Genomic DNA, 26,247 nt, shown 5'->3' on the forward strand with positions numbered 1-26,247 from the left:
CGATCAACAAGAAAAACGGCTGGAGACCCGCCATGCAGCATTTCGTCGACTTGCTCGGCCTGGGCAAGCGCTACGGCAACCTGCAGGTCCTGAGCGACCTCAGCCTGAGCATTCGCCAGGGCGAATTCCTCACGCTGCTCGGCCCTTCGGGCTCGGGCAAGAGCACCACGCTGATGATGCTCGCCGGCTTCGTCGAGCCCAGCGAAGGGCATATCGAGATGGACGGCCGCGACATCACCCAGCTGTCGCCGGACCAGCGCGATTTCGGCGTGGTGTTCCAGGGCTACGCGCTGTTCCCGCACATGAGCGTGGCGCAGAACGTCGCCTACCCGCTGCGCATCCGCAAGGTGCCGGGCGCGGAGATCGAGCGCCGGGTGGCCGAGGTGCTGGAGCGCGTCGGCCTGGCCGGCATGGGCAATCGCGGCATTGCCCAGCTCTCCGGCGGCCAGCAGCAGCGCGTGGCACTGGCCCGTGCGCTGGTGTTCAAACCCAGGCTCTTGCTGCTCGACGAACCGCTGTCCGCCCTCGACCGTCGCCTGCGCCAGGAAATGCAGGGCGAGCTGGCGCGCATGCACAAGGATTTCGGCACTACCTTCGTCTTCGTCACCCACGACCAGGAAGAAGCCCTGGCGCTGTCCGACCGCATCGCCGTGTTCAACAAGGGTCGCCTGGAGCAGGTCGGCACCCCACGCGAAGTCTACGAACGCCCGGCCAGCCGTTTCGTCGCCAACTTCCTCGGCGACACCAACCTGCTGGAGGTTGGCGTGGTACGACGCGAAGCCGAGGCCACGCTCTGCGATTTCCGTGGCCAGCACCTGCGCGTGGCCCATTCGGCCCAGGCGAACCAGGGCGGCAAGAGCTGGCTGGCGGTGCGCCCGGAGCATATCGACCTGCGCCCGCTGCAGGACGCCGGCCGCGACAACGGCCTGTGCGCCACCGTCGGCAATGCCACTTACCAGGGTGCCCACGTCAACCTCGAACTGACCCTGGAGCAGGGCGAGCGCCTCGACCTGCGCCTGCCGGTCGCGCACCCGCTGCTGGCCGATCTGCGCAGCGGCCAGCGCTACTGGTGCAGTTGGTCGCCGCAGCACTGCCACCTGCTGTCCGCCTGACAACCACATAACGAAAACAACGATCGGGGAGCAATCACCATGAAAGAACGCCCAGGCTTCATCGAAGACGCCATCGAAATCGCTGCCCAGAAGGGCGAGCGCGCCGGCATCAGCCGTCGTGATTTCAACCGCAGCTTGCTGCTGCTCGCCGCCGCCAGCGCGCTGCCGTTCGGCACCGGTGGCCGCGCCCTTGCTGCCGGCGGCAACCTGGTGGTGGCCAACTGGGGTGGTGATGCGGTGCCGGCCTTCGAGAAGAGCTTCGGCGGCTTCAACGAGGTGGCCGGGCTGACGCTGAAGATCGATGGCAGCGGCCCCACCGAGGGTGCGCTGAAGACCCAGGTCAGCAGCGGCGCGGTGCGTTGGGATGTGTGCGACGGCGAGATGTATTCGTCCTATCGCCTGGGCAAGGACAAGTTCCTCGCACCCATCGACTTCGGCATCGTCGACAAGTCGCTGATCGGCTACGGCGACGTGCATGATTTCGGCCTCGCCAACTACACCTACAGCTACGTGATCGGCTACGACCACGAGCAGTTCGGCAAGAACCCGCCCAAGTCCTGGGCCGACTTCTGGGACGTGAAGAAGTACCCGGGCAAACGCACCCTCTACAAATGGATGAGCGCCAACCTCGAATGCGCGCTGCTGGCCGACGGTGTGCCGCCGGAGCAGCTCTACCCGCTGGATGTGGACCGTGCCCTGCGCAAGATCGAGGAACTGCTGCCGCACATCGCCACCCACTGGTCCACCGGAGCCGAGTCGCAGCAGCTGATCCGCGATGGCGAAGTGAGCATGGCGCAGATGTGGCACACCCGCGCCGAGCTGGTGAAGAACGACACCGGCGGCAAGATCGACTGGAGCTTCGACGGCGGCATCGTCTCGCCTTCGGTGTGGATGGTGCCCAAGGGCAACCCGGCCGGCGCCAAGGCGGCCATGGAGTTCATCGCCTACGCGCTGCGGCCGGAAGTGCAGGCCAAGCTCATGGAGGTCTACAACATGGGCCCGGTGAATCTTGCGGCCAACGACCTGCTCAGCGCCCAGCTGCAGGCGATCAACCCCACCGCGCCGGACAACCTGAAGAAGCAGGTGTCGCTGAATAACAAGTGGCATGCCGAACACTACGGCGAAACCCTGGAGCGCTACCTCGCGCTGATCGGTGGCTGAGATGCGACGTTTCGCACCGGGCGTGCTGCCGGTCTACGGCCTGCTGATCCTGCCCCTGCCATTGCTGGTGGTGGTCGGCTACCTGCTGCCGACCCTCGGCGTGCTGGGCTGGAGCTTCAGCCTGCCGGAGTGGGGAACGCAGAACTACGCGGCGATCGCCGACAACGCCAACCTGCAGGCAGTGATCTGGCGCACCTTGCGCATCTGCCTGCTGACCACCGCGATCAGCGTCGCCATCGCCTACCTGATCGCCTATCGCTGGCGGTTCGCGACGCCGCGCGGCCGGCAACTGATCGAGCTGTTCGTGCTGCTGCCGTTCTGGCTGTCGATGCTGATCCGCGCCTTCGCCTGGCTGGTGCTGCTGCGCAACGGTGGGCTGGTCAGCCAGGGGCTGATGGCCACCGGCTGGTTCGACGCGCCGCCGCCGCTGGTGCGCAACGAACTGGGCGCGCTGATCGGCATGGTGCACTTCATGGTGCCCTACGCGGTGCTGCCACTGCTGTCCTCGCTCAAGCAGGTGGACGACAGCCTGCTGCGCGCTTCCAGCAGCCTGGGCGCCAGCCACTGGCAGACGCTGAAGGACATCTTCATCCCGCTGACGCTGCCCGGTGTGGTCGCCGCATCGGCCATTGTCTTCGTCTTCAGCCTCGGCTGCTTCGTCACCCCGGCGCTGCTGGGCGGCGGCAAGGCGGCGATGCTCGCGGAGTACATCTACGTGCAGATGTTCCAGCTCTCCAACTGGGGCCTGGGCGCCGCGCTGAGCATCGTGCTGATGCTGCTGGTGGTCGGTTGCGCGCTGCTGTTCGGACAACTCATCGGCTACCGCCGCCTGCTCGGGAGGGCTGAGCTGTGACTCCGCAGGGAACCTATCTCTCCGCCATGCCCAAGGGCGTGAAAAAGCCGCAACTGCCACGCCCGCAGGTCGGCCGCTGGCTGTCCTGGGCCGCCCTGGCGCTGTCTGCGCTGTTCCTGCTGCTGCCGATCCTGGTGATCGTTCCGCTGTCGTTCGGCAACCAGCGCTACCTGGCTTTCCCGGACGGCGGCTGGTCGCTGCGTCACTATGCGACGCTGTTCGACGGCGCCTGGCTGGTGTCGATCCTGCAGAGCCTGGGCCTGGCCCTGGTGGTTGGTGCGCTGTCCACGGCGCTGGCCTTCCTGTTCGCCACCGGCATCTGGCTGCAGCGCCGGCACCGCACCCTGCTGACTGCCATCGTGTTGCTGCCGATGATCGTCCCGCAGGTGGTCTCGGCCATGTCGATCTACTACCTCGATGCGCGCCTGGGCGTGCTCGACAGCCTGCTGGGCGTCGGTTTCGGCCACCTGCTGATGGCGCTGCCGTACTCGGTGATTGCCATGCTGGTGGCCTACGCGCGGCTCGACCAGAGCCTGTACAAGGCCTCGCGCTCCCTGGGTGCCGGGCTCTGGCCGACGCTGTGGAACGTGCTGCTGCCCAATGTGCGCGGCGGCGTGCTCGGCAGCTTCTTCATGGGCTTCGTGATGAGCTGGGAAGAGGTGGTGGTCACCCTGTTCACCAGCGGCCTGAACGTGGTGACGTTGCCCAAGCGCATCTGGGACGGCCTGCGCTACAACCTCGACCCGGCGATTGCCGCCGTGTCCACCCTGATGATCGTCCTCACCCTGGTGGTGATGCTGGTGCGCCTGTACCTGGCGCGACAGCAACCACCCAGCTGACTGTTTCAACCCCCGCATACGGCCGCTGGATGGCGGCCCCAAACAACAACACCTGTGTCGCTTGCACCTTGTCCCTGAGGAGGGAATCCCCATGCTTACTGCTTTCCCCGCTCGCACCTACCGTCAACGCGTCGAAGCCGTCAAACGCCGCATGGCCGACCGTGGCCTGGATGCCCTGGTGGTCAACTACCCGGACAACATCAACTACCTGAGCGGCTTCGACAGCCTGGGCTTCCTCTGGTACCAGGCGCTGATCATCTCGCCGAAACTGGCCGAGCCGGTGTTCCTCACCCGCACCAGCGAAGAGCCCTGCACCTGGGAGCTGTCGTGCATCAACGAGGCGATCTTCTATGACATCGCCAAGCAGGACCCGCTGAAGATCGTCGCCGACGTGCTGGCCCAGGCCGGCCTGTCCCAGGCGCGCATCGGCCTGGAAATGACTGCCTCGACCTTCTCCCCGGCGCAGTACAACGCATTGCTGGGCTACATGCCCGAAGCACGCTTCGAAGACGCCGGCCCCCTGGTCGCGGAGAACCGCCTGATCAAGACTGCCGAGGAAATCGAGTACCAGCGCAGCGCCGCACGCATGGCTGACCAGGGCATGCTGGCCGCCTTCGAGGCGCTGCGTCCGGGCATCTCCGAGGTGGAAGTGGCCGGCATCGTAGCCAACGCCCTGGGCCGCGCCGGCAGCGAGTACTCGGCGATCAGCCCGATGTGCGCCACCGGCCGCCGCAGCACCATGACCCACGCCATGCCGCACCGCCAGACCATCAGCCATGGCGACGTGGTGATCCTCGAACACGCCGGCGTGTGCAACCGCTACCACGCCATCCTCATGCGCACCGCCGTGATCGGCAAACCCAGCCCGCGCGTGAAGGAAGTCGCGACCCTGCTCACCGAGGCCTTCAACGCCGCCATCGAGATCGCCAAGCCGGGCACCCCGGTAGGCGAGGCCAACCGCGTGTGCAACCAGATCCTCGACCGCATCGACCTCTCGCGCACCCGCGTGCACCGCATCGGCTACAGCCTGGGCCTGGCCTACCCGCCGACGTGGCTGGAAGCGATGATGGTGGACGAGGCCGACGACCACGTGTTCCAGCCGAACATGTCGTTCTCCATCGAGCCCAACCTGTCCTTGTACAACGAAGGCTTCGGTATCAAGCTCGGCGACACCGTGCTGTGTGGCGAGAAGGGCTCGGCGAGCCTGTCGGAGATACCGCCGGAACTGACGATCATCGACTGATGGAGATTCGCCCCCGGTCTGCGTACCGCCGGGGGCGAAGCCGTGTTGCGTGTCTGCGCCTGCGCGCGCAGTGATGGAAACCGAGGGCTTCTGATGAGTCACACGATGGATGTTTTCTGGCACGACGACGTGCTGCGTCACGACACCGCCGCCGGCGTGTTCGAGGCGCCACCCAGCGACCTGCTGGCCGAGCAGCTGCTGCACCCGGAGAGCAATCCCCGGCTGCTCAACATGCGCGCTATCCTCCAGCGCGGGCCGGTCGCCGGCTCGTTGCGTTGGCACGAAGGCCGCCACGCCAGCGAAGAGGATCTGCTGAGCTTCCACGATGCCGACTACCTGCGCGGCATCTTCGAGGCGGACGCCGCCGGCAAGCGCTTCAGCAGCACCACGCTGATGTCCGCCGGCAGCCTCGCCGGGCTGCTGGCCGCTGCCGGCACCAGCCTGGCGGCGCTGGAAAGCGTATTGGCCAGCGGCCATCCGGCCATGGCCCTGGTGCGCCCGCCGGGTCACCACGCCGCGCCGGCCATGGCGGACGGCTATTGCTTCTTCAACCACGCCGGGATTGCCGCGCGCGCTGCACAGGCGGCTGGCCTGGAACGCGTCGCCATCGTCGACTGGGACGTGCACCACGGCAACGGTACGCAGGAAGGCTTCTACGACGATCCCTCGGTGTTCACCGTCTCGCTGCACATGGACCACGGCGCCTGGGGCCCGAGCCACCCGCAGACCGGCGCGGTGGACGAGCGCGGCTTTGGCGCGGGATTGGGCAGCAATCTCAATCTGCCGCTGCCGATGGGCTCTGGCGACCAGCTCTACGAGATGGTCTTCAGCCGCTTTGTCGAGCCGGCGTTGCGCGCGTTCAAGCCGGACCTGCTGATCATCGCCAATGGCCTGGATGCCTCGCAGTTCGACCCCAACGGCCGCCAACTGGTGACCATGCAGGGCTTCAACCGCCTGGCCCGCCGCGCCCGTGCGCTGGCCGACGAGTTGTGTGATGGGCGATTGCTGGTGGTGCAGGAGGGCGGCTACAACCCGGCGTACAGCGCGTACTGCCTGCACGCGGCGACCGAAGGCTTCCTCGGCCAGCCGTCCTCGCTGCCCGATCCGCTGGCCTACATGCCGGAACCGGCCGCGCGGGTGGAGGCCGACCTCGCCACGCTGGATGCGCGGCTGGCGGCGGCGGGGTGGAAGTTCGGCTGAAACCTTGGCGCCCTTCGTAGGGCGCATAACGCGCCAGCGTTATCCGCCGAAAAGCCGGCGGATAACCTGTTCCAGGTTATGCGCCCTACATGCCTGCTCGCGAGCCGCCTCCGTCCCCGGCGCCCTACGGATGATTGCGATAGCGCTCGGTCAGGGACTGCACGCGGGCGACGTAGGTTTGCGTCTCGGCGTAGGGCGGTATCCCGTTGTACTTGTCGACCGTCATTTCACCCGCGTTGTAACTGGCCAGCGCCAGCCGCTGATTGCCGTTGAAGCGCTTGAGCAGCCACGCCAGGTAGCGCACGCCACCACGGATGTTCTGCCGTGCGTCGAACGGATCGCTGACGTTGAAGCGCTCGGCGGTGTCGGGCATCAACTGCATCAGGCCCTGGGCGCCGGCAATGGAAATGGCGTTGGGCTGGAATGCCGATTCGGCATGGATCACCGCGCGCACCAGCGCCCGGTCGACTCCGTAGCGCACCGATGCGGCTTCGATCTCCCGGCGATAGGAGCGGGTGTCCAGGCGCAGTGTGGCGACGTTGAAATCCTTCGGCGCCATGCACAGGTAGCAGCCCTTGATGTAATACACCTCGATCACATCGACTCGCGCTGAAATGCCGACCGGGCGTCGGCTCACATATTGGCGAACGCCCTTGTGAACGAAGGTGTACACGCGAATCCGATCTGCCCCCTGGCTGTTGCCCCGCTCCAGCGTGGATGCGGTCATTGCCCGGGTGCTGCCAGCGGCGCTCGCCGAGTCTTTCTGGCGAGTGCAGTGCGAGCCGGCGATGGCCTGGCTGCTGAGGCTGACGGTTCCGTCCCGCGCGTGGCACTTGAACAGGGCGTTGGCGTAAAGCGGCGCGACCAGCAATGCCAGTCCGATGCAGCCAGGAAGGCTCCTGCGAGCCCATCGCCAGGTTCTGGAACTCATCAAGCCGCTCCGCGCCGCGGGCGCCGATCAGGCTGGGGCGCCTGATCCGGGCAAATGGGAAATGCCAATAGGGGCGGCTGTTGCAGGGTTTATCCCTGGCAGCTCGCCGTTTCGGTTCGCTAGTTATAGCCCTTTCAAACGGCAGTGGAACTTTGGGGGACGTACGGCCTGCGGGGGCGCAGTAGAGGCAGGTCGGAACCGTCAACGGCGATGCCAGGGTTCAGGCTGTTCGCGAGCAAGCCCGCACCTGCCAGCAAGCTCTGAAGCTGGCCGCACCGGTAGGACCGAGGGAACGCCTGGCCCTTGCTCGCGAACAATTAGGCAAACGCTGAAGTTACCCGAGAATGAAATACACCTTGCGCACCGGCGTGAGGTTTTCCCAGGTGCCCTTGAAGCCCGCTGCCACGACGAACGAGTCCCCCGGGCCGAAGGTCTTCGCCACGCCGTCGGCGTCGGTCAGGCGCACCGTGCCTTCGAGGATGTGGCACAGCTCGTCGTAGTCGCACTCGCAGCGCTCCAGGTGCACGCCGGCTTCCCAGATGCCGGCGATGGCGTTCTTTTCGGGGGCGCTGAAGTGTCGCCAGCTGCGGCTCTGATAGGGCGCATCGACGATGGCCGGGTCGTTGATCTCGCGCTCCTGCGGGGCGAGGGTGGGGTTGGCGAAGTCGATGACGTGGCGGGGCAGGGTGGACATGAAGTTCTCCATCAGGAATCGAAACCGATGCCAAAGGCATCGCAGGTCTTGAGCAGCAGGTCGCGACGGCCGGTGCGGTCTTCCTTGGCCAGCGAGCGTTGGGCGAGCTTCACGCCGAGGTAGCGCAGCGGCTCGGGCGGGAAGGGGAAGGGCTTCTGCGAGGTCATGCGCAGCTGGGTGCGTTCGGTGCGCTCGCCACCCAGTTGGTCGAGCATGTTCAGCGCGGCGAAACGGCTGGCCGACACGCCCTGGCCGGTGAAGCCCAGCGCATAGGCGACGCGGCCGTTGAGCACGCAGCCGGTGAACAGCGTGGTGCGCGCCGAGGTGTCGATGATGCCGCCCCAGGCATGGCTGAACTCGACCGGGCCGAGCTGCGGGAAAGCCTCGCGGAACTGCCCGGCCAGGCGCTCGAAGCTTTCCGGGCGCTGGGTCAGGGCTTCGTCGCGGCGGTTGCCGAAGTGGTAGATGGCGTCGTAGCCGGCCCAGAGGATGCGGTTATCGGCGGTCTTGCGCAGGTAATGGAACTGGTTGCCGGCGTCGGCGATACCGTAGCGGTCGACCCAGCCGATGGCACGCAGCTGCTCGTCAGTGAGCGGCTGGGTGACCAGCGAATAGTCGTACACCGGGATTACGCTGGAATTCAGGTGGCCGAGCAGCGGCGGTGCAATGTTGGTCGCCAGGGCGATCTGCCCGGCCTCCAGCTCGCCACGATCGCAGCGCAGCATCAGGCGGTCGCTGCGCTGGTGCAGCTCGTGCACGGGGGTGTTCTCGAACAGCTCGACGCCTTGTTCCAGGCACACCCGGCGCAGCTCGGCGGCCATTTTCGCCGGGTTGAGCAACGCATAGTTGGGCTCGAATACGCCGGCCTGGTAGGCGGGTGAGTCCAGTTTGTCGGCCAGTTGCGCCTTGTCGAGAAACTCCGAGGCGATGCCAAAGCGCTCGTAGTTGCGCTGCATGCTGCGCAGGCCGTCGACCTGCCAGGGTTGGGCGGCAACGCTGAGTTTACCGCGGCGCTCGAATTCGACGTTCATGCCGAAGCGCTTCAGGTCCGCTTCGAATTCATCGAGATTCTGCCGACCCACGCGTACAAGAGTCTCGGCTTCTTCCGGCCAGCGGCGCAGGGCATTGCCGACGCCGTGGGAAATGCTCGGCGCGCAGAAGCCACCGTTGCGCCCGCTGGCTTCGCCGCCGCAGCGCCGCGCCTCGACCACCGCGATGCTTGCGCCAGGCCAGCGCAGGCGGGCGTGGAGGGCGGTCCAGAGACCGGTGAAGCCGCCGCCGACCACCACCAGGTCGAAGCGGCGATCCGCTTCCAGCGCCGGTGCGGCGGGAGCAGGGTCGAGGGTGTCGAGCCAGTAGGGTCTGGGAGTGGCGTGCGCAAGTGGGGCGGATGTCATCGGAAAACTCCGGCAGAATGTCGGAAGAAAAAGCGGTCTTCGGGCCGCGTCCGAGTTTTGTAATCGCTCCGGGGGGCCAGGCATACGGTCCGCTGCTCTTTGCGGGCACGCCCGGAGCAGGAAATGCCGGCCGAGACCGGCAGGGGAAAACAATGATCGAAGAACAGGGCTGGAGCTCCACGCTCGACGGCACGACTCACCAGCCCGACCCGGCCAGCGCCGCTACTCACGCGGTGGTCATGCGCTACCACCAGGCCTGGCGCCGGCATGACATCGAGGCGCTGATGGCGCTGTTCGACCCGCAGGTGGAGTACAACGATTTCTTCCAGGGGCGGCGGATCGCGCCGAGTGAGCTGCGCGAGTACCTGCAGACCAGCATGCCGGCGGCGGGAGATGAATCGCAGGTCTACACCGATCGCCTGCGGGTGGACGGTGACACGGCCTTCCTGCAGTACCAGGTGACCCTGCGCGGCACGCAAGGGCTGGTGTCCTTCCGCACCACCGAGGCCTATACCGTGCGCGATGGCCGGATCATCCGGGTCAACGAGCACGCCGCGTTGATCGGTCAGCCGCAGAAGGCTGCCAGTGAGCCGCAACCGCGCATGGCCGATAGCCGGCTGGGACTTTCAGCGCGGCAGCTGAGTCAGCTCGGCGGCGATATCCAGCAGTATTTCCAGCAGACCCGGCCGTTCCTCAATCCCGACCTGGACATGCCGCAGGTTGCAGCGGCCACCGGCTACACGCGCAACCAGATTTCCTACTTCCTCAACCAGGTGCTGGGCCTGAGCTTCTACCAGTACCTGAACCAGTTGCGCCTGCGCCACCTGCTCGGCCAACTCGACGGCGCCACCAGCGTCACGCGCATCGACGAACTGGCGCGGGCGGCGGGCTTCCGTTCGCTGTCGACCTTCTACCGCTGCTTCCGCGAGGAGACGGGGCTGTCGCCCAAGGCGTATCTGGAGCAGAAGGCGACTTCGTGATCGGATCGCTTTTGTAGGATGGCGTGGAGCGAAGCGATACCCATCAATCGCTGGCGATCCGGGCGATGGGTATCGCAAGCTCCACCCATCCTACAAAGTGCGACGTGAAGGGAGTCGGTGTTGATCGATTCCCCCAATTCTCGTGCCCGCTCCGCGCGTGCCCGCATGCACGGCGCCCGCGTTATCAATCCCGTGTCCATTTCCCTATGCTCGCCCGACAAGCATTCCAACAAGCTCAGGAGACCTTCGCATGCGCGACCAGCTCTATATCGATGGCCAGTGGCAGGCACCCGCACAGGGCGGCCGCTTCGAGGTGTACGAACCGTCCAGCGAAGCGGTGCTGACCGAGGTCGCCGCCGCTACCGGTGAGGATGTGGATCGCGCCGTGCAGTCCGCGCGTCGGGCTTTCGATGAAGGCGAATGGGGTCGCAGCACCGGCAAGGAGCGCGCCGGCTACCTGCGTGCCATCGCCGACAACCTGCGCGGCCGCCGCGAAGACCTGGCCCGCCTGGAAGTGCAGGACAACGGCAAGCCGCTGCCTGAAGCACAGTGGGATATCGACGACGCCATCGGCTGCTTCGACTACTACGCCGAGCTGGCCGAAGGGCTGAACGACGAGGGCGAAGTGGTCGCGCTGCCCGACGAGCGTTTCGCCTGCCGCGTGCTGCGCGAGCCGGTCGGTGTTGCCGGGCAGATCATCCCTTGGAACTACCCGCTGCTGATGGCTTCGTGGAAGGTCGCTCCGGCGCTGGCTGCCGGTTGCACCGCCGTGCTCAAGCCCTCCGAGCTGACTCCGCTGACCGCTCTGGAGCTGGCTGCTGCCGCTGATGCCGTTGGCCTGCCCAAAGGCGTGCTCAACGTGGTCACCGGGCTGGGTCGCGATGCCGGTTCGCCCCTTTCGGCGCATCCGGGCGTGGACAAACTGGCCTTCACCGGCAGCGTGCCCACCGGGCGCGCGATCATGCAGGCGGCGGCCCAGGACATCAAGAACGTCAGCCTGGAGCTGGGCGGCAAGTCGGCCTTCATCGTCTTCGATGACGCGGATGTCGAGGCCGCCGTGGAATGGATCCTGTTCGGCATCTTCTGGAACCAGGGCCAGGTGTGCAGCGCCACCTCGCGCCTGCTGGTACAGGACGGCCTGCACGATCGGCTGATCGAGCGCCTGGTGGAGGAAACCCGCCGCATCACCATCGGCAACGGCCTGGAGCCGGGCGTGCTGCTCGGCCCGCTGGTCAGTGCCGGCCAGCACGCCAAGGTACTGCAGGCCATCGAAGCCGGCGTGCGCGATGGTGCGAAACTCGCCACTGGTGGCAAGCGCCCGGCGCATCGGGACAAGGGCTGGTTCGTCGAACCGACGGTGTTCATCGATTCGCCGCTGGAGAGCGCCCTGTGGCGCGAGGAAATCTTCGGCCCGGTGCTCGCCGTGCGCCGCTTCAAGGACGAAGCCGAGGCCCTGCGCCTGGCCAACGACAGCCAGTTCGGCCTGGCGGCGGCGGTAATGTCCGCCGACCCCGCGCGTTGCCAGCGCGTGAGCCGTGGCCTGCGCGCCGGCATCGTCTGGGTCAACTGCTCGCAACCGACCTTCACCCAGGCGCCCTGGGGCGGCTACAAGCAGAGCGGCATCGGCCGCGAGCTGGGCGTGTGGGGCCTGGACAACTACCTGGAGACCAAGCAGGTCACCGAGTACCTCAGCGACCAGCCTTGGGGTTGGTACATCAAGTGATGTGAAGCGCAGCGCGGCTTCGGCCGCGCCTTGCTCTCCGACCGCGATCTCTCGAATGGCCATTGTTCGCGAGCAAGCTCGCTCCTACAGGAAATACTCCGGCGCACACCTGTAGGAGCGAGCTTGCTCGCGAACCCGTCCGGCGCCGAAGTGCGAGTCGGTGCAGGAAGTCGATGGGTATCGCTGCGTTGTTCTGTCATTCGGATTGCCCGGGCATGGCCTGTCCGGGCCTCAGACGCTCAGTGCAACCCGTCCCTTGCCGCGCAGATACAGGCCGTAGGTCACGCCAACCGCCAGCCAGATGCTGCCCATGGCCAGTGCATGCACGTCCATGCCGTCGAGCACCGTCAGCACCACTGCGATACCAACGATCGGCACCAGCCAGTGGGCGAACCAGCGGCGGCTGCGCCCTTTGATGCCGAGCTTGACCAGTACCGACAGGTGCAGCAGGACGAAGGCAGTGAGTGCGCCGAAGTTGACGAAGGAGGCGAGGGTGTCGATTTTCTCCCGCATCACCAGCGCAATCCCCAGCGACAGCAGTGTCGACAGCACCAGCGCCACGTGCGGTGTGCCATGCCTACGGTGCAGGCGGGCGAACAGCGACGGCAGTTGACGGTCGCGGCTCATGGCGAACAGCACGCGGGATACGCCGACCTGCATCGGCAGTGCGTTGGTCAGGCCGACCATCACCGCGATCACCCAGGCGAGCACCAGCGCGAGCCAGGGGCCGATCTGCGTCGAGGTCAGCTCGTAGATGGCGGCCGAGGCATCCTTGATGGCCACGCCCGGCATCAGGTTGCCCAGCACCCAGGTCGTCACCACGAACAGCGCCGCGCAGAGGAACAGCACGGTGAGGATGGCGCGTCCGACCAGCCGACGGTCGTTGTCCTTCACCTCCTCGGCGAGGGTGGAAATGGCATCGAAACCCAGGAATGACAGCACGCAGATGGACGTTGCGGTAAACACCTTGGCGACATCGAAGGTGCTGCTGTCGAAGAACGGCGCAGCCGTCAGCGTGCCTGCACCCTTGCCCTGGGACAGCGCGAACAGCGCCAGGCCGAGCAGACCGAACATTGCGGTGAACTGCAGCACCACCGAGACCATGCTCACCCGCGTGGTGACGGCGACGCCGAACCAGTTGATGCCCAGCGATACCGCCACCAGCAGCACCAGGCAGGGCGCGCGGTCGAGGCCGGGGATCAGGATCTGCAGGCCCACCGACATGATCAGGAACACCAGTGCCGGGATCAGCAGGTAGTCCAGCAGGATCAGCCAGCCGGCGACGAATCCCGGTAGTTCGCCCAGGCAGTGCCGCGCGAAGCCGTATACCGAGCCTGCGCTCTGGACTTCGTTGGACAGCGTGGCGTAGCTCTGCGCGGTGAAGTACATGCAGATCGCCCCCAGCAGGTAGGCCAGGGCGATCAATCCGCCAGAGGCGTCCCAGACGAAGCCGAAGGTGGTCAGCGGCGCCATCGGCGCGATGTAGGCCATGCCATAGGCCACCAGGTCTTTCAGGCCGAGGGTGCGCTTGAGTTGCGCTCCGCTCTGCAGGTTTGCAACGCCCATGATCAGGCTCCGATCTTGTTGTTCTTGAGGGATGCCCGTCCATGCGACGGGCGTAGTGGCGGCGAGGCTCAGCCGGTGAAGGCGGCGTCACGGTGGACTTCGCGGCCTTCGAGCAGGGTCAGCAGGACCTGGGTCTGGCCGATCTCGTAGGGCGAGATGGCGTAGAGGTCACGGTCCAGCAGGATCAGGTCGGCGTACTTGCCCGGTTCGAGGCTGCCGGTGCAGTCGTCGCGCCAGGCGGCGTGGGCGGCGTTGATCGTGTAGCCCCGGATCGCGTCGTCGATGCCGATACGGTGCTGGGCGGTCTGCACCGGGCTGTCGCTGCCCAGCGCCGGGTTCTGCCGGGTGAGGGCGCACTGGATGATCTGGAACGGGTCGTAGCCGGTCACGCCCCAGTCGCTGCTGAGCATGCAGGTCACGCCCTGGCGGATGAACTCGCCCAGCGGGTAGATGTACTGGCTGCGCTCGGGGCCGATCATGGCTTCGACGATGGCGTCGGCTTCCGGGTTGGGCTGCGCCCAGAGCGTCTGGTAGTTGGCCAGTGCGTCCAGCTGCCTGAAGCGCGGGATGTCCTCCGGCGCGACGACCTGCAGGTGCGCCAACTGGTGGCGTGAATCCCACTTGCCATTGCGTTCGCGGGCGATCTCCAGGCCATTCAGTGCGGCGCGCACGGCACCATCACCAATGCTGTGTACATGGATCTGGAAGCCTTCCTTGTCGAAGGCCGTGAAGAACTCGTCGATCTGCTCCTGGCTGAACATCAGTTCGGCATTGCCACCGGTGTCGCTGCGCGGCGCGGCCAGCACGGCGGTGCCGTTCTCCAGTACACCGTCGAGGAAGAACTTCGCGGAATGCAGGCGCACGCGGTCGCCCTGATAGGTGGCGCGCAGGTCCTTGAGCTCGGCCATCTGCTCGGCCAGTGATTTGTGCGCGAAGACCTTCGAGGTCGCGCAGACGCGCAGGGTCAGGTCGCCGCGCTCATGGGAGGCCTGGTAGTTCTTCAGGTAATTGCGTGCCGCCATGGCATCCAGCACGCCGGTGATGCCGCGGGCGTTGAAGGCCTTGCTGTAGTGCGCCATGGCCTGCAGGTAGTCGTCGTCGGTGTAGCCGGGGGCGATGCGGTTCATCGTCCAGATGGCGTCTTCCACCAGCCAGCCTTTCGGCGTGCCGTCCGCCAGGCGCAGGTATTCGCCATTGTCCGGCTCGGCACTGCCGGGGCGCACGCCGGCCTTTTCGAAGGCGGCGCTGTTGGCCCAGCCGTTGTGGTAGTCGCTGGCGAACATCAGTGCCGGGCGGCCGTCGGTGACGCTGTCGAGCAGCTCCCTGGTCAATTGCTCGGGCGTGAAGCGCGCGGAGGAGAAGCCGACGCCGCGAATCCATGGCTTCTCCGGATGCGCTTCGGCGAAGGCCCGAATGGTCGCCAGCAGCTCGTCGAGGCTGGTGGCCTCGTACAGCGAGGCGTTGTGGTAGAGGTCGGCGGCGCTCAGCTGGAAATGCACGTGGGTGTCCTGAAAGCCCGGCAGCATCAGGCGGCCACCGGCGTCGATGCGCCGGGTGGCGACATCGGCCAGGGCTTCGATCTCGGCATTGCTGCCGACGCGCAGGATGCGTCCGTCGCGGATGGCGATGGCCTCGGCGCGCGGCTGGCGGTCGTCGAGGGTGCGGATGTCGGCGTGGGTGATGATCAGCTCGGCAGGGGTGGACATGTTGACTCCAGGCAAGGCGGAAGTTGAGTGAGCAGAGGCGACATCGCGGAGGCCGCGTATCGCCTGGATGGCGGTTAGTCGTCCAGGGGGCTTGGGATGGGCGGGGCGGCTCGGGTTGGACTTGCCAAATCCGTCACCCATTGGTGCGGACGGCGGGGCGGGAACGGTGCTCGGGGACGGACGGGGCAGCTCATTTTCATTTTCGAGTTCAAAATGCAGGGCGCGGCGTGCGGCGGGATGACCTGGCGTCAGTACCCGCAGAAATGGCGTTGCCCTTGATTCTTGTTGGTGTGTCGCAGAGGCTAAGTGCCTGGCGGGCGACAAGTAAGCGGCGCGCCGGCACAACACTTGGGAAAAATTGGACTCAATCGTGGACAAGCTCAACAGCCTGCAGCTCTTCGTCATCAGCGCCGAACTCGGCAGTTTCAGCCGTGCCGCCGAGGAGTTGGGCAAGACGCCCTCCGCCGTGGCCAAGTCGGTCGGGCAGCTGGAGCAGGAGGTGGGCGCGCGGCTGTTCGAGCGCACCACGCGCAGCATGGCGCTGACCGAAGCCGGGCAGCTCTACCTGGAAACCGCGCGGGAAGTGCTGGAGCGCATGCGCGAATCCGAGGAGGAAATCGCCCAGTTGCACCACAGCTTGAAGGGACGGCTACGGATCAACGGGCCGCTGGCATTCGGTCGCCCGTTCCTCAATGGCGCCTGTGCAAGCTTCCTGCAGAAGCATCCGGACATGCGCCTGCAGGTGGACCTGAGCGATGCCTACATCGACATGCTCGACGGTCGCTATGACCTGGCGCTGCGCCTGGGCCACAGTGACCTGCCGGGGCTGATCGCGCAGCCGGTCGGCGCGAGCCGCATCGTGTTCTGTGCCAGCCCCGACTATCTGCAGCGCCACGGCGAGCCGCAGCGGCCGGAGCAACTGGTGGAGTACGAGTGCCTGGTCTATCGCCACCCGGCGCTGGGGGACAGCTGGCTGATCGAGCGCGGTGGCGAGCGCGTATTGCTGCCGCGCAACGGGCGGTTGAACAGCGACAACCAGGAACTGCTGCTGGAGGCTTGCCTGGCCGGGCAGGGGATACTGCCGTCGCCCTACTGGAGCGTGCTGCCGTACCTGCGCGACGGGCGGTTGCGGACGATTCTCGACGACTGCCATTTCGATCCGAAGGCGCTCGGGTCCGAGTTGCTGGCGGTGTACCCGAGTACGCGGCGGGCGACGCGCAAGATCATCGCGTTCATCGAGCACCTCCGGGATTACCTGCGCGAGCAGCGGTTGGTCTGATCGGGCAGGAAAATCCCTGTAGGAGCAACGGTCTTCTGTCGGCTGATCGGTGCCGGTGCTTCCCTCTCACCTCAGCACTCTCCCGCGTGCGGGAGAGAGTCAGGGCGAGGGGCTTTGATGATGCAGAGGCGCACTCTGTGCACGATCAGGATCGACATCACACCTCCCACGAGGCTGGTGCGCACCTCAGATCAATCCCTTCCCCTGCAAATGCTCGCGCAGGTAGTCGATGAACACCCGCACCTTGCGCGTGCTCCTTCGGTGCGGCAGGTAGAGCACATGCACCCATGGCCCGAATGCACTCTGGTCGCGCCAGCAATCCGGTAGTTGCTCCACCAGCTCGCCGCGTTCGAGGTAGGGCAACGCGCTCCATTGCGGCAGGAATTGCAGGCCCTGGCCATCCAGCAGGCACGACAGCAGAAAGTCGTAGTTGTCGCTGGCCACACGCGGTGTCGGCTGGCGGATACGGATGCGCTCGCCGTCACGCTGCACCCACCAGAAATTCCGGTTCAGCAACGGGTGGCGGAAGATCAGCCAGTCGTGCTGCTCGTAGTTCTCCAGGGTTACATCCAGCCCCTTGCGTGCGAGGTATGCCGGGCTCGCGCAGAGCAGCAGGCGGTTTTCCAGGAGTGGCTGGGCGATCACGTCCGGCAGGTCGATGGGACCGTCGCGCAGGGCGAGGTCGTAGCCGCCTTCCACCAGGTCGGCGAACTCGTCGGCCAGGTCGACCTCCAGGCGCACTTGCGGATGTTCGCGCAGGAAGCGGCAACACACGGCATTGAAGAAGGCCGGCGCGAAGGAGGGCGGGGCGGCGATGCGCAGGCTGCCGCGCAATTCGGTCTGCAACTGCTCCACTTCCTCCTCGGCCCGCTGCAGTTGCACCAGCGCCTGGCGCGCACCTTCCAGGTAGATGTGCCCGGCCTCGGTCAGCGCCATGCGCCGGGTGGTGCGCTCGAACAGGCGTTGGCCCAGTTCGGCCTCCAGCTGCGCGACGCCCTTGGTGATGGCCGAGGGCGTCTTGCCCAGCTGTTCGGCGGCGCGGCTGAAGCCACCATGGTCGGCGGTGGCGACGAACATGGTCAGGGCGGTCATCTTGTCCATGGATTACTTCCTGGCAGGAACAGAAGTTGTGCGGGAAGTCGGTGTTAAAGGCGCCGGGGCTTTTGCTTAACCTTCTTCGCAGACCAACAATAACGAAGGCTTTGCGATGAAACTACTGATTCCGGCGCTGGTATCCGCCGCTTGCGCTTTTTCCTCGATGGAAACGATGGCCGCCGCCGACCTGATCTTCCATGGCGGCAAGGTCTACACCGCCGAACCCGGCCAGGCACTGCAGCAGGCGGTGGCGGTGGAGAACGGCCGCATTCTCGCCGTCGGTTCCGACACGCAGATCCTCAAGCTCAAGCAACCGGAAACGACCGTCATCGACCTGCATGGCCAGGTGCTGATGCCCGGTTTCATTGACGCTCATACCCACCTGGTCAAGGGCGGCCTGCAGATGCTCCAGGCCAACCTGGACAACCAGGACCTGCCGCTCGCCGAGTTCGAGGGCAAGCTGCGCCAGTGGCGCGAGGATGGCCGCGCACGACGTGGCCAGTTCCTCTATGTCGGCGGCGTGCCCACGGCGTACTGGGATGAAATCGGTGAGCTGCAGCGGCGCTTCAACCAGGGCGAATGGGCTGATCAGCCGATCCTCCTGGCCGGTGGCGACTATCACACTGGCTGGGCCAACCAGGCGTTGCTGAAACTGGCCGGCATCGACGCCGCCAAGGTCAAGTCGTTGCAGGGCGAGGAGCAGGCCACCATCGGCCACGGTGCCGATGGCGCGCCCAATGGTTTCCTGGTGGACGCCGGTCTCTATCCGGTGCAGGCACTGCTGCCGCTGCCGACCGATGGCGAGCTGCTCAAGGCGCTGAAAGGCGCGCAGAGCTACTATCACGAGCTGGGCATCACCGGCTGGATGGAGCCCCTGGCGAACGAGAATCCGGGCGGTGACATCCACAACGACTCTGTTGGCGTGCTGCCGGCCTACAAGCTGCTGGCCGAGCAGGGCGGGCTGACTGCGCATGTCGCTGCGCTGCTGATGGCCGACTCCAAGGCGACCCCGGCTGACCTCGACGAGCTGGACAAGGTGCGCCAGCAGTTCATCGATGTCCCCAACCTGACGCTGCCGGGCATCAAGATCTTCGCTGACGGCGTGGCCGAGGTGCCGGCGCAGAGCGCGGCGATGCTCGAGCCCTACAGCAACTCGAAGAAGTACGGCGAACTGCTGATCGACCCCAAGCACTTCGGCGAACTGGTCAGCGCCGCCGACGCCCGCGGCTGGCTGGTGCACATCCACGCCATCGGCGACCGCGCGGTGCGCGAATCGCTCAATGGCATCGAGCAGGCGCGCAAGGATCGCCACAGCGGCATCCCGCACTCGATCACCCACCTGCAGATGGTCAACCCGAAGGATTTCCCGCGCTTCAAGGCGCTCGACGTGATCGCCGCCATGCAGCTCTATTGGGCGGCCGCCGACGAGAACAGCGTCGATCTGGTCAAGCCCTACGTCAGCGCCATGGCCTTCCTGCACATGTACCCGGCACGCTCGCTGCTGAAGCACGGCGCGACCATCTCCGGCGCGAGCGACTGGCCGATCACCACGCCCGATCCGTGGAAGGCCATCTACCAGGCGATCCAGCGCGTCGGCCCGAAAGGCGTGCTCAACGCCGCCGAGGACATCGACCGGCAGACCATGTTCCAGGCCTACACCCTCAACGCCGCGCGCACCCTCCGCCTGGAGGACCGCATCGGCTCGCTGAAGCCGGGCAAGCAGGCTGACCTGATCCTGCTCGACCGCGATGTGTTCACGGTCAAGCCGGAAGCGCTGCGCGACACCCGGGTGCTCAAGACCTGGTTCGCCGGCCGCGAAGTCTATAGTCGTTCGAGCGAATAACTCTGATCCAGCCCGAGCGCCGCGGCGCTCTGGCTTCTTGAAATAAAGCAATTGCAGGAGCCTTGCCGTGATCCTTCACACCTTCACCACCGACATCCGCGACCCGCTGCAGCGTGGTCGGCAGATCGGCGAAACCTTCGCCGAGCAGATCCGCCAGACCGTGGCGCTGTACCTGGACTTCTTCCCGCGCGTCGGGGTGGAGATCGACAAGGCACGGGCCATCGGCGAGGGCAGCCTGTCCGCGCTGGCCGACTGGTGCCCGGCGCTGGCGAAGGAAGTGGAGGGCCTGGCCCTGGGCGCCGGCCTGCCGCTGTGGCAGCTGGCAGCGCTGAATGCGCGCACCGAAGTGCTGGCGGTGATGCCCGAACAGCCGGTGGAGGGCGAGTGCTCCACTTCCGTCCATGCGCCCGCCGGCGCCATCGCACCGCGCAGCCTGCAGACCTGGGACTGGCACGACAGCCTGGTGCCCCACGGCCTGCTGCTGGGCTTCATCGGCAGCACCGGCCTGACCGCCAAGTTGTTCACCGAGTTCGGCATGCTCGGCAAGATCGGCGTGAACAGCGCGGGCCTGGGCGTGCACTTCAACATCCTGCACCACGAGAGCGACAACGGTAGCGCCGGTGTGCCGGTACACGCCATCGCCCGCCGCGTGCTGGAAGAAGCCACCAGCGTCACCGAGGCCATCGACATGGCACGCTCGGCGCGGGTCAGTGCGTCCACCGTGCTCAGCGTGTTCACCCGCAACGATGTGCGCGCGCGTGCCGCGAGTATCGAGATGAGCCCGGCGCACACCGCCGTGGTGGTGCCGCGCGAAGATGGCTGGCTGCTGCATACCAACCACTTCCTCGACGGCGAACTGAGCTGGGGGGAACGTACCGCGGATGTCTCCACCACCTACGCGCGCCTGGAGCACCTCAAGGCGGCCACCACCGGCATGACCGGCAAGGCCCTGCGCGAACGTGCCGACGCCTTCTGTGGCGCCGACGGCGACCAGGCGGTGGTGTGCTTCCATCCGGATATGTCCGAGCCGGACACCGAGCGCTGGGAAACCCTGCTGAGCATCGGCCTGGACACCGCCGGTTGTGCGCTGGAATACGTGGCTGGTACGCCGAAGAAAATGGCCGATGAGGGCTTCCTGCGGTTCTAGAGGCAAACGGGTGGGAGTCGCGCGCCCTGAAAGCCCCTCACCCTAACCCTCTTCCAAGGGAAGAGGGGACTGATCGGCAGAGGTTGAAACGACGGTGTCAGCCGGTACATGCGGCCCCCTCTCCCTTTGGGAGAGGGCTGGAGTGAGGGCTATGTCCGAGCGCTGAAGTTGGCTTCACCGCAGTTCGTAAAACGTCACAACGCAACTACTCAATTTCAGAACTTACGCCCCCGTGGCAGCCCACCGGCCGCCGCGCGGGTTTCGTATTGCCACAAAAACAAGAGTGAACCGCCATGATCGACCACACGCCCGCCGCGCCGGGCTCGCGCTCGGCCTTTCGCACCTTCTGCGTCTCCGGCATGGGCACCGCGCTGGAGTTCTACGACTTCGTCATCTACGGCTACGCCGCCGCGCTGATCTTCCCGCAACTGTTCTTCCCTGGCATGGACCGGCTGACCGCCGTGCTGGTGGCCTTCGCCGCTTTTGGCGCCGGCTTCTTCGCCCGACCGTTGGGCGGTGTGGTGTTCGGGCACCTGGGCGATCGTTATGGCCGACAGAAGGCGCTGGTCGCCACCCTGGTGTTGATGGGCCTGAGCACCTTGCTGATCGGCTTCCTGCCGACCCACGCCAGCATCGGTGCCGCCGCGCCCGTCCTGTTGGTGTTGCTGCGCCTGGTGCAGGGTTTCGCCGCCGGTGGCGAGTGGGGCGGGGCGGCGCTGTTCGGCATTGAGGTAGCGCCTGAAGGCCGCCGCGGCCTGTGGGGCAGCTTCACCAGCATGGGTATCGGCATCGGCGGCATCTTCGGTTCGGCGGTATTCGCCATCGTCAGCTTCGCCTTCGACGATGACCTGAGCGGTATTGCCTGGCGCATTCCGTTCTGGCTCGGTGGCCTGCTGGTGCTGATCGGCCTCTACGCGCGCCTGCAGAACACCGCGCCGCAGCCCAAGGCCGCGCCGAAAGCCGAGGCGCGCATGCCGCTGATGGAGGCTTTCCGCCGTCGGCCGCGCGAGCTGTTGCTGTGCATCGGCATCGCCTTCGGCTACGTCACCATCGCCTATATCGGCAGTACCTTCTTCCTCGCCTACGCGACCGACATCGGCTACAGCAGCAGCCACGCCCTGCTGTTCGACTTCTCGCTGTCGGTGGCCATCGTCGCGTCTGCGCCGTTCTTCGGTCACTTGTCCGACCGTTTCGGCAGGCGTGCAGTGATGATCTTCGGCGCGGCGATCATGGCGCTGGGGCTGTTCGTCTTCTTCCCGCTGATCGGCCTGCACAACCTGCCGCTGGCGTTGCTGGCGTATATCGCCGTGGGCTTCTTCATGGGGGCGACCCAGGGGCCGATCCCGGCCTTCCTCGCCGAGCAGTTCCCGCGGGAGATGCGCTACTCGGGGATTTCCTTCAGCTACCAGATCGGCGCGGCACTGGGTGGCGGCACGGCCTCGAGCATTGCTACCGCCATTCTCATCGCCACCGGGCGCAACCCCTTCGGCGTCGTGCTTTACGGCGCGGCAGCGCTATTGCTGGTAGCGATCTGTTCCTGGCTGCTGCGCGAAACCTCGCATCTGCCGATGGAACTGATCGACCGCGACGACGCCTCGCCGGGCGTTGCCCAGGCTCAGGTCGGTTAAGTCACTGCGCGGGCTTTGGTGCCGGGCACCAGGCCGAGCACCAGGGCGCAGCCGATCAGGATGATCAGCGCGCCCACGCCCTGCACCAGCGACAGGCTCTCGCCCAGCACCAGGGCGCCGATCAGGACGGCGACCACGGTGACGACGAACTCCACGCTGATGGTTCTGGTCGCGCCGATTCGCGAGACGAGCTGGAAGTAGACGACGTAGTTCACCGCGCTGAATATGCAGCCGCAGATCAGCAGGAAGAACACATCGATCGGTTGCGGCGTGCCGGGCACCGGCACCCAGATCAGCAAGGGCAGGGTCAGCAGCCCGCCGATCCCGAACGCGCCGCAGGTCACTTCCCAGGGGCCGGCGGTGCGCAGCTTCAGGCTGGCGTAATTGCTGCCGAAGGCCGCGCAGACGGCGCCGAACACGGAGGCTGCGCTGCCGAGCATGAACTCGTGGGTGATCGGCACCGCCGGGAAGCCCACCAGCAGCACCATGCCGAAGAAGCCCAGCACCAGCCCGCCGAGGCCGCTCCAGGTGATGCGTTCCAGGCCCCAGAGGCGGCCGATGAGCATCGAGAACAGCGGAATCCCGGCGACGAAGATCGCCGCCATGGCGGTGCCGATGCGTGGGGTAGCGTAGGTCATGCCGATCAATTGCCCGGCCACCGTGGTGGCGCCAACCACGCACAGCGGCTTCCACAGCCCTGCGAAGTTCAGCTGGCGCCCGGCCAGCCGTGCCACGGCGAATAGCGTGAAGCTGGCGATCAGCGCGCGGAAGCTGACCGCGCCAACCCAGCCGAAGCCGGCGATGGCCTTGAGCAGCACAAGGAAGGACAGCCCCCAGCCGACGGCGAGGAACAGGTAGGCGGCAAGGTCGCGCGGTTGCATACGACTCCGGTGGCACAAGGCAGCAGGGGCCGCCAAAGCGTGGCAGCGAATGCCGCTATCTTGCCGGTCGCGCTTGACGCTTGGGAAGGCAGCACGCCGAGGTTTTTGCTGCCCTGGGCTGGCGGTGGCGGCGCCAGGAGGCTGGTACTATGATTTTCAGCTCCCCACTTCAGCACGTCGCTGTCCTGCCACTCCCGCCAAGCGAGCCTTGTGAAGCCTTCGACCATCTGTGCAGCCTTGCTCTGTTCATTGCTCAATGCCGGGGCCCGGGCAGGGGACTATCGGGTCGTCACCGAAGAGTGGGCGCCGTACAACTACGTCGAGAACGGCCAGCTCACCGGCATGGCGACGGACATCGTCAAGGCCATCATGGGGCTGACCGGCGATGATTTCGCGATCGAGCTGTTGCCCAGCATGCGCACCAGCCTCGCCCTGCAGTCGCAGCCGAAGACCATCATGTTTTCCATGTTCCGCACGCCGGCGCGCGAGCCGTTGTACAAATGGGTAGGCCCGATCGTCGAAGAGTCGATCCATCCCTATCAGTTGGCCAATGCGCGCCAGCCGGCGAATACCCTGAGCGACCTGCGGGGCGCTCCGCGCATTACCACCCGGCATGCCGGGCTGGTTCCGGAGACGTTGGAGGCCATGGGCTTCGGCAATCTCGACAAGCGTGCCACCGGCAGCCCGCAGCTCTATCTCATGTTGCTGGCCGGGCGTACCGACATCATCGTCGGCGACACCGATGCCGGCGTCGCGTATTACAGCCGCCAGTTGGGCCTGTCGCCCGGCACATTGCGCCAGGTGCCGGTCGAACTGTATCGCTCCACGCTCTACATCGCCTTCAGCCGCGATAGCGACGACCAGCGAGTCGCCGCCTGGAGTCGCGCGCTGGAGCGGTTGCGCGAATCCGGCGAGCTGGCGCGCATTCAGCGTCGATACGAGAGCCCGGACCTTCAGTGAGATCGTCCGGGTACTTGCGCCGCGCCTTGCCCGTGTGCGGGAGGCTCAGCCCGCGATGTCCCGATACGGACGTGGCTCGCCGGGGCACTGGCTCGGCGGGCCGAGCTCAAGACGCCAGTAGCCCACGTCGTGCCATTGGCCGAGCTTGAAACCGACCTGCGGGAAGGTGCCGACATGCTGGAAACCCAACCGCTCATGCAGGCCGACACTGGCTGCATTGGGCAGGGCTATGCCGGCATAGGCGGCGGTGAATCCCTGACTGGCCAGGATGGGGAGCAGCTCGGCATAGAGGCTGCGGCCCACACCCGAGCGCCGCTCGCTCTCCGCGATGTAGACCGTGACATCCACTGCCCATCGATAAGCAGCGCGCGCCCGGTGCTGGCTCGCATAGGCGTAGCCGACTACGCGCCCATCGCGTGAGGCAACCAGGTACGGGTAAGTCTGCAGGGTCGTGCAGATCCTCTGCCGAATCTCTGCGGCACCCGGTGGCACCTCTTCGAAGGAGATCGCCGTTCCACTCACGATCGGCGCGTAGATGGCCTGGATTGCTGGCGCATCCTCGGGGCGCGCCTCCCTGATTTCGCTGGGCACGGTCACCTCAGATCGAGCGCTGATTCACACGGGCGGACAGCTGCTCGGCGTTCTCCTTGCGCTCCGAATAACGATCCACCAGGAACTCCTGGCGATCCCGCAGCAGCAGGGTGAACTTCACCAGCTCCTCCATGACGTCGACCACGCGGTCGTAGTACGCCGAGGGCTTCATCCGGCCCGCCTCGTCGAACTCCAGGTAGGCCTTGGGAACCGAGGACTGGTTGGGGATGGTGAACATGCGCATCCAGCGGCCAAGGACGCGCAACTGGTTGACCACGTTGAACGACTGCGAGCCGCCGCAGACCTGCATCACCGCCAGCGTCTTGCCCTGGGTGGGGCGCACGGCGCCGAGGGCCAGGGGGATCCAGTCGATCTGTGCCTTGAACACCGCCGAGAGTGCGCCGTGGCGTTCCGGCGAGCACCAGACCTGGCCCTCCGACCACTGCACCAGGTCACGCAGTTCCTGCACCTTCGGATGCTCCACCGGCACATCGTCCGGCAGCGGCAGGCCTGAAGGATTGAAGATGCGCGTCTCGGCACCGAAGTGCTGCAGCAGCCGTGCGGCTTCCTCCACCAGCAGACGGCTGAAGGAGCGTTCGCGCGTCGATCCGTAAAGCAGCAGGATGCGCGGTTTGTGCTCGCTGGCATCGGCGGCGGCTGGTAGCGGATCGATCAGCGACAGGTCGAGGTTGGGCAGTTGTTCGGACATGTGTCCTCCTGATCAAAGGGCGCCAATACGATCCAGCTCGCGCTTGAGTTCGTCGCGGCCGAGGGTGGCGAAGGGCAGGGTGAAGAAGGCACGGCAGCGCAGTTCGATGCGCGCCAGCGTGGCGCGGAAGGCGGCGTCGATCGCGGCCTCGTCACCCTCTGCATCCGAAGGATCTTCCAGCCCCCAGTGGGATTTCACTGCCGGGCCGAAGTAGACCGGGCAGGCCTCGCCAGCGGCCTTGTCGCAGACAGTGACGACGATATCCGGCGGGTTGCCTTCGAAGGCGTCGTTGCCCTTGCTGCTCAGGCCTTCGGTAGAGATGCCGGCCTGCTCCAGGGTAACGAGGCTGCGGGGCAACACCTGGCCCTTGGGGAAGCTGCCGGAGCTGACCGCCTCGAAGCCCTCGGGCGCCAGGTGATTGAACAGCGCCTCGGAGAGGATGCTGCGGCAACTGTTGGCCGTGCACATGAACAGGACTCGCATGGAAGGCTCCTCCGCTTCTGGGCGGGACGTCAGAGGCTCAGGCGCAACGCCAGGGCCGAAAGGGTGATCAGCAGAACCGGCAAGGTCAGGAGGATGCCGACCTTGAAGTAGTAACCCCAGGTAATCCGCACGCCCTTGCGTTCCAGCACATGCAGCCAGAGCAGCGTGGCGAGACTGCCGATGGGGGTGATCTTCGGGCCGAGGTCGCAGCCGATGACGTTGGCGT

At 66.2% G+C, this 26,247-nt stretch carries 24 protein-coding genes; 13 read left to right on the forward strand and 11 right to left on the reverse strand.

All coding sequences use genetic code 11. The features are described from left to right. The first annotated feature begins 32 nt into the window (after positions 1-32). The 6 genes from A6723_RS06835 to A6723_RS06860 all read left to right on the forward strand — a co-directional run bounded on the left by A6723_RS06835 (position 33) and on the right by A6723_RS06860 (position 6,408). On the forward strand, positions 33-1,112 hold the full coding sequence (locus A6723_RS06835; protein ID WP_024762760.1) for an ABC transporter ATP-binding protein: 1,080 nt from the start codon (positions 33-35) through the stop codon (positions 1,110-1,112). Between the two features lie 39 nt (positions 1,113-1,151). Then, the gene (locus A6723_RS06840) at positions 1,152-2,273 is read left to right on the forward strand and encodes an ABC transporter substrate-binding protein (protein ID WP_054909777.1); all 1,122 of its coding nucleotides are present in this window, start codon (positions 1,152-1,154) and stop codon (positions 2,271-2,273) included. Position 2,274: 1 nt separating this feature from the next. Further along, entirely contained in the window at positions 2,275-3,126 is an 852-nt protein-coding gene (locus tag A6723_RS06845; protein WP_054909776.1) for an ABC transporter permease, read from the forward strand. Next, positions 3,123-3,965, forward strand: a complete 843-nt coding sequence (locus A6723_RS06850; RefSeq protein WP_196913645.1) for an ABC transporter permease — start codon at positions 3,123-3,125, stop codon at positions 3,963-3,965. The genes A6723_RS06845 and A6723_RS06850 overlap by 4 nt, the downstream gene beginning before the upstream one ends. 91 nt (positions 3,966-4,056) lie before the next feature. Then, a complete protein-coding gene (locus A6723_RS06855; protein ID WP_054909775.1) occupies positions 4,057-5,208 on the forward strand; it encodes a Xaa-Pro peptidase family protein in 1,152 nt (383 codons plus the stop codon). A gap of 93 nt (positions 5,209-5,301) precedes the next feature. After that, a complete protein-coding gene (locus tag A6723_RS06860) occupies positions 5,302-6,408 on the forward strand; it encodes a hypothetical protein (protein WP_064979589.1) in 1,107 nt (368 codons plus the stop codon). Positions 6,409-6,532: 124 nt separating this feature from the next. On the opposite strand, the gene A6723_RS06865 is transcribed toward A6723_RS06860, so the two are convergent. From A6723_RS06865 to A6723_RS06875, 3 genes are all read right to left on the reverse strand, one after another. Further along, the gene (locus tag A6723_RS06865) at positions 6,533-7,339 is read right to left on the reverse strand and encodes a lytic transglycosylase domain-containing protein (RefSeq protein ID WP_054909773.1); all 807 of its coding nucleotides are present in this window, start codon (positions 7,337-7,339) and stop codon (positions 6,533-6,535) included. Positions 7,340-7,673: 334 nt separating this feature from the next. Further along, on the reverse strand, positions 7,674-8,033 hold the full coding sequence (locus A6723_RS06870; protein WP_054909798.1) for a cupin domain-containing protein: 360 nt from the start codon (positions 8,031-8,033) through the stop codon (positions 7,674-7,676). Positions 8,034-8,044: 11 nt separating this feature from the next. After that, entirely contained in the window at positions 8,045-9,430 is a 1,386-nt protein-coding gene (locus A6723_RS06875; RefSeq protein ID WP_054909772.1) for an FAD-binding oxidoreductase, read from the reverse strand. 239 nt (positions 9,431-9,669) lie between these two features. Between A6723_RS06875 and A6723_RS06880 the strand changes: the two genes are divergently transcribed. Continuing rightward, positions 9,670-10,410 (forward strand): nuclear transport factor 2 family protein, encoded by a 741-nt coding sequence (locus A6723_RS06880; RefSeq protein ID WP_054909797.1) that lies wholly within the window; start codon positions 9,670-9,672, stop codon positions 10,408-10,410. Between the two features lie 250 nt (positions 10,411-10,660). After that, positions 10,661-12,133, forward strand: a complete 1,473-nt coding sequence (locus tag A6723_RS06885) for an aldehyde dehydrogenase family protein (protein WP_054909771.1) — start codon at positions 10,661-10,663, stop codon at positions 12,131-12,133. A gap of 231 nt (positions 12,134-12,364) precedes the next feature. Here the strand turns inward: A6723_RS06885 and A6723_RS06890 are convergent, their stop codons facing one another. Next, a complete protein-coding gene (locus A6723_RS06890; RefSeq protein WP_054909770.1) occupies positions 12,365-13,699 on the reverse strand; it encodes an APC family permease in 1,335 nt (444 codons plus the stop codon). A gap of 68 nt (positions 13,700-13,767) precedes the next feature. Next, positions 13,768-15,405, reverse strand: a complete 1,638-nt coding sequence (locus A6723_RS06895; protein WP_054909769.1) for an amidohydrolase — start codon at positions 15,403-15,405, stop codon at positions 13,768-13,770. A 370-nt stretch (positions 15,406-15,775) separates the two neighbouring features. Here A6723_RS06895 and A6723_RS06900 point away from each other — a divergent pair, with 370 nt between their 5' ends. Beyond that, a complete protein-coding gene (locus tag A6723_RS06900; RefSeq protein ID WP_054909768.1) occupies positions 15,776-16,684 on the forward strand; it encodes a LysR family transcriptional regulator in 909 nt (302 codons plus the stop codon). A gap of 186 nt (positions 16,685-16,870) precedes the next feature. On the opposite strand, the gene A6723_RS06905 is transcribed toward A6723_RS06900, so the two are convergent. Then, positions 16,871-17,785, reverse strand: coding sequence for a LysR family transcriptional regulator (locus A6723_RS06905; RefSeq protein ID WP_054909767.1), 915 nt, complete (start codon positions 17,783-17,785; stop codon positions 16,871-16,873). Between the two features lie 106 nt (positions 17,786-17,891). On the opposite strand from A6723_RS06905, the gene A6723_RS06910 reads away from it, so the two are divergent. From A6723_RS06910 to A6723_RS06920, 3 genes are all read left to right on the forward strand, one after another. Continuing rightward, positions 17,892-19,622, forward strand: a complete 1,731-nt coding sequence (locus tag A6723_RS06910) for an amidohydrolase (protein WP_054909766.1) — start codon at positions 17,892-17,894, stop codon at positions 19,620-19,622. 67 nt (positions 19,623-19,689) lie between these two features. After that, entirely contained in the window at positions 19,690-20,769 is a 1,080-nt protein-coding gene (locus tag A6723_RS06915) for a C45 family peptidase (RefSeq protein ID WP_054909765.1), read from the forward strand. 293 nt (positions 20,770-21,062) lie between these two features. Beyond that, entirely contained in the window at positions 21,063-22,397 is a 1,335-nt protein-coding gene (locus A6723_RS06920) for an MFS transporter (protein ID WP_054909764.1), read from the forward strand. On the opposite strand, the gene A6723_RS06925 is transcribed toward A6723_RS06920, so the two are convergent. Next, positions 22,394-23,278 (reverse strand): DMT family transporter, encoded by an 885-nt coding sequence (locus A6723_RS06925; RefSeq protein ID WP_038803179.1) that lies wholly within the window; start codon positions 23,276-23,278, stop codon positions 22,394-22,396. The two genes, A6723_RS06920 and A6723_RS06925, sit on opposite strands and share 4 nt — an antisense overlap. Before the next feature lie 210 nt (positions 23,279-23,488). Here A6723_RS06925 and A6723_RS06930 point away from each other — a divergent pair, with 210 nt between their 5' ends. After that, the gene (locus A6723_RS06930; protein WP_054909763.1) at positions 23,489-24,238 is read left to right on the forward strand and encodes an ABC transporter substrate-binding protein; all 750 of its coding nucleotides are present in this window, start codon (positions 23,489-23,491) and stop codon (positions 24,236-24,238) included. 45 nt (positions 24,239-24,283) lie between these two features. On the opposite strand, the gene A6723_RS06935 is transcribed toward A6723_RS06930, so the two are convergent. The 4 genes from A6723_RS06935 to A6723_RS06950 all read right to left on the reverse strand — a co-directional run. Beyond that, the gene (locus A6723_RS06935) at positions 24,284-24,829 is read right to left on the reverse strand and encodes an arsinothricin resistance N-acetyltransferase ArsN1 family B (RefSeq protein WP_054909796.1); all 546 of its coding nucleotides are present in this window, start codon (positions 24,827-24,829) and stop codon (positions 24,284-24,286) included. A gap of 7 nt (positions 24,830-24,836) precedes the next feature. Continuing rightward, entirely contained in the window at positions 24,837-25,538 is a 702-nt protein-coding gene (gene arsH / locus A6723_RS06940; RefSeq protein WP_054909762.1) for an arsenical resistance protein ArsH, read from the reverse strand. A 12-nt stretch (positions 25,539-25,550) separates the two neighbouring features. Beyond that, entirely contained in the window at positions 25,551-26,021 is a 471-nt protein-coding gene (locus tag A6723_RS06945) for an arsenate reductase ArsC (RefSeq protein ID WP_054909761.1), read from the reverse strand. 29 nt (positions 26,022-26,050) lie between these two features. After that, on the reverse strand, positions 26,051-26,247 hold a 197-nt coding region (locus tag A6723_RS06950; protein ID WP_305884438.1), incomplete at its 5' end, for an ArsB/NhaD family transporter.

Origin of the sequence: Pseudomonas sp. AU11447 (assembly GCF_001672555.2) — a bacterium.
GTDB classification, from domain to species: Bacteria; Pseudomonadota; Gammaproteobacteria; order Pseudomonadales; family Pseudomonadaceae; genus Pseudomonas; species Pseudomonas nitroreducens.

Excerpts from the sequence above, each read along its gene's own strand:
- A6723_RS06835 (WP_024762760.1), top strand. The coding sequence starts at position 33 with ATGCAGCATTTCGTCGACTTGCTCGGCCTGGGCAAGCGCTACGGCAAC.
- A6723_RS06840 (WP_054909777.1), top strand. The coding sequence starts at position 1,152 with ATGAAAGAACGCCCAGGCTTCATCGAAGACGCCATCGAAATCGCTGCC.
- A6723_RS06845 (WP_054909776.1), top strand. The coding sequence starts at position 2,275 with ATGCGACGTTTCGCACCGGGCGTGCTGCCGGTCTACGGCCTGCTGATC.
- A6723_RS06855 (WP_054909775.1), top strand. The coding sequence starts at position 4,057 with ATGCTTACTGCTTTCCCCGCTCGCACCTACCGTCAACGCGTCGAAGCC.
- A6723_RS06860 (WP_064979589.1), top strand. The coding sequence starts at position 5,302 with ATGAGTCACACGATGGATGTTTTCTGGCACGACGACGTGCTGCGTCAC.
- A6723_RS06865 (WP_054909773.1), bottom strand. The coding sequence starts at position 7,339 with ATGAGTTCCAGAACCTGGCGATGGGCTCGCAGGAGCCTTCCTGGCTGC.
- A6723_RS06870 (WP_054909798.1), bottom strand. The coding sequence starts at position 8,033 with ATGTCCACCCTGCCCCGCCACGTCATCGACTTCGCCAACCCCACCCTC.
- A6723_RS06875 (WP_054909772.1), bottom strand. The coding sequence starts at position 9,430 with ATGACATCCGCCCCACTTGCGCACGCCACTCCCAGACCCTACTGGCTC.
- A6723_RS06880 (WP_054909797.1), top strand. The coding sequence starts at position 9,670 with ATGCGCTACCACCAGGCCTGGCGCCGGCATGACATCGAGGCGCTGATG.
- A6723_RS06885 (WP_054909771.1), top strand. The coding sequence starts at position 10,661 with ATGCGCGACCAGCTCTATATCGATGGCCAGTGGCAGGCACCCGCACAG.
- A6723_RS06890 (WP_054909770.1), bottom strand. The coding sequence starts at position 13,699 with ATGGGCGTTGCAAACCTGCAGAGCGGAGCGCAACTCAAGCGCACCCTC.
- A6723_RS06895 (WP_054909769.1), bottom strand. The coding sequence starts at position 15,405 with ATGTCCACCCCTGCCGAGCTGATCATCACCCACGCCGACATCCGCACC.
- A6723_RS06905 (WP_054909767.1), bottom strand. The coding sequence starts at position 17,785 with ATGGACAAGATGACCGCCCTGACCATGTTCGTCGCCACCGCCGACCAT.
- A6723_RS06910 (WP_054909766.1), top strand. The coding sequence starts at position 17,892 with ATGAAACTACTGATTCCGGCGCTGGTATCCGCCGCTTGCGCTTTTTCC.
- A6723_RS06920 (WP_054909764.1), top strand. The coding sequence starts at position 21,063 with ATGATCGACCACACGCCCGCCGCGCCGGGCTCGCGCTCGGCCTTTCGC.
- A6723_RS06925 (WP_038803179.1), bottom strand. The coding sequence starts at position 23,278 with ATGCAACCGCGCGACCTTGCCGCCTACCTGTTCCTCGCCGTCGGCTGG.
- arsH (WP_054909762.1), bottom strand. The coding sequence starts at position 25,538 with ATGTCCGAACAACTGCCCAACCTCGACCTGTCGCTGATCGATCCGCTA.
- A6723_RS06945 (WP_054909761.1), bottom strand. The coding sequence starts at position 26,021 with ATGCGAGTCCTGTTCATGTGCACGGCCAACAGTTGCCGCAGCATCCTC.